This window comes from Bifidobacterium panos (genome assembly GCF_012932445.1).
Taxonomy (GTDB): Bacteria; Actinomycetota; Actinomycetes; order Actinomycetales; family Bifidobacteriaceae; genus Bifidobacterium; species Bifidobacterium panos.
The window spans coordinates 1-2,961 of the sequence record NZ_JAAIIJ010000037.1; the positions used below are offsets into that span (position 1 = coordinate 1).

The following is a 2,961-nucleotide window of genomic DNA, read 5'->3' on the forward strand; positions in this document are numbered from 1 at the left end:
TGTAGCCGCCGGCGTAGTTGTAATGCACCTCCACACTCGACTCCGGCACAAACTTCGCCGTAAACGTAATATCCTTATTCGCACCCGACACGACATACGCGTCCACACTGTCCTGCGAATACACCTTGTCGTTCTCGCTGGACACCCAGCCAACAAAACGATACCCGCCATCAGCCGTCACCGTGGGCTTGCCACCGACCTTCTCACCGGTCAACACCCGATAGCCCGTGTTGCCCGTCAGACTGCCGTGCTTGTCATTCTCGGACACCACGAAGTTCACATCATTGGTGTTCGCCGTCCACTGGGCCGTATACGTCACCGACGCATACTTACCCGTAACAGCCGGGCTCCACTCCTTGAACGCGTAACCCGTACGCTCCAACTTCGACGTATCCGGAACCTTGGCCTTGGCCTCGTCGGTGTACTCGGTGCCATCCACGCCCTTCAACGTCACGGACGTATTACCGTCAGCGTCATGGCCGCCGTTGAAGCTGTACACCACGCTCACTTCCGGCAGCTGCTCGTACACGGCGTTGAACGTCGTATTCGACGACACCGTCAGGCCACCGATCTGCGACGGCTGATACACCGGGCCATCCTTGCCAAGCTGCCAGCCGACGAACTTCCTGCCCGCGTTCGCGTTCACGTCCGGCTGCTGGAACCCATCGGCCTTGGAAAGCAACTGATCGGTCTTCACCTCCACCGAATCCTTCACGCCCTCGACCAACGCGCCGTCCGTACCCACGGCGAACGTCACCTTGTTCGTGTCACGCGTGTAATAGAGCTTCACAACGGTCGAACCGTCGCCCTTGATCTTCTCCTGGACGACCGCGGGGGCGGTGAAGCCCGTGTAGGTCTTCACCACGGCGGCCGTGTCCTGGCCCGTCTCGCCGGACTTCTCGTCCGTGTCCTTGAGGGTGTACTTGGTGTTGTCGTCCACGTCCTGCAGGTAATGCTCGACCTTGTAGCCCGTGTCCGTCTTCGCGATCCACTTCGCGTGCAGGGTCAGATCATCAGCTGGCATCGTGTTCTTGGAGAACACCCACTTCTTCGCGTCGGTGCACTCCTGGTCCTCGTACCAGCCGCCGAACGTGTACCCGTCCGCCGACAAGCTGCCCGGATCATCCACCGTCGCACCAAACTTCACATCCGACTGGCCGGCGGGCTTGGTGCCATGACCATTCTCATCGAACGTCACATTGTGCTTGTCACGCGTGTAATAGACCTTCACAACAGTCGAACCATCACCGGCAATCGCCTCCTGGGTGGGCGTGACGGCGGTGAAACCCGTATAGGTCGTCTTCGCCACGGCCTTCGTCTGCGCGCCCGACTCGCCCTGCAGCGTCTGCGTATCCTTGGACTGGAGCGTGTACCCGTCGTCGTTCACGTTCTGCAGGTAATGCTCGACCTTGTATTCCGTGTCCGACTTCGCCGTCCAATGCGCGGTCAGCGTCATTTCCTTCTTCGTATCCGCGGAAATTTCTGTGACCGTGTTGCCGTCCTGGTCGGTCCAATGACTGAACTCGTAACCGGACTTCGTCGGGTTGACCAACGTCGTCTTCGTTAGATACGTATGCGACGTCGGGGAATCCGACCCCAGCGTGCCGCCATCCAAATTGTAGTTGATCTTATACGAGTTCGGCGTCCACTTCGCGTACACCGTCGTCAACCCGGACACCTGCGTGTTCCAGTCATACGCCGACACACCCGACTTGTTCAAACACCAGCCATCGAAATGATAACCCTCGACCTTCGACGTGTCACCAACAGTCCAACCCGAGGAATCCACAGCCGCATCACCCTCGGACACATACGCCTCACCGGAACCATTCTTATACACCGGCGCATCACCCTGAAGCGTCGCACCATCCGGCAAATTCACATCATACGTAAACGGATACTCACGAACGAAACGAATATTATCAAGAAGATTACCGGCAGTCGCAGTCGCAGAGGACACACTCTTGAACGTGAAACGAGTCGTCTCACTGGTCGCCACATACGAACCCCTATAACGCGCCCACTGACCATCATGGCTATCAAAGCTGCCAGTGTTGGTCGCGTGGGTGGAGACTACCGTGCCACTCTCGCCGACCTTGTCACCGGCTTTGTTCGTGCTGATGCGCGTCATCGTAATAGTCTGCCCGCCAACAACCACCTGCAGACCATCAGTGAAAGAGCTGGCCCGGGAGGCGTGATCCAACTCCACCGTGTAACGCGTACCAACCGTAGTCGCAACATCCTGATAAATCGCCTTATCAGCTTGGTCGGCACACAACTCGCCATAAATATTACCAGTAGTGGAATCCTTCTGAATCTCCACTATGGCAGCAGGGTTTTTGGTAGTGGCAACTTGAGTGGAGAGCCAGCCGAACTTCAAATCTTCCCAATCCGGAATACTTGTCCAGCCGGAACCGTCGGCATTATACCATGTCCCATCAAGAGGGCTAATATAGTTCCAGTAGCCTGCGGTACCATCTTTGAGGCCTGGATATTCGAAATCACCGTTAATCAAGTTGTTGGTCGCCGCCTGCGCGGTTCGCACGCCGGCCAAGCCAGCGCCCGGCACGGCCACCGCCAACACGACCAACGCCGACAGCACGGCCGCCAGCCAACGTGGCAACCCGCGACCGACGCCGGTTTGAGATGAAAATCTCACCATAAGAAACTCCTAATTCTTTCTTTTATCGACTCTCCCCCAACAGAAACGACGCTCCCCGCACGAACTTCGCGCGCAAAAGCGCCCTCCCAATAGAGGAGGAGGAAACCCCACGCACCGGCCGGCCGGAAAACCATGCGACCGTTCCGATGGGAACGGGGTCACCAATAGCGCCAAAAGCTACCCCACACCTGGCCACATCCGCACCCCCAAGCCAACCCATCTCTGATCCACATACGCCATCAAAAAAGCCTAACGCAACCACCGAATACCAAGAACAGTACAAACAACCCAAACACAAA

At 57.4% G+C, this 2,961-nt stretch carries 1 protein-coding gene; it reads right to left on the minus strand.

The window, feature by feature from the left end:
• A partial coding sequence (locus G1C94_RS07580; protein WP_172147237.1) for an InlB B-repeat-containing protein occupies positions 1 to 2,662 on the minus strand: 2,662 nt, incomplete at its 3' end.
• Positions 2,663 to 2,961 lie beyond the last annotated feature (299 nt).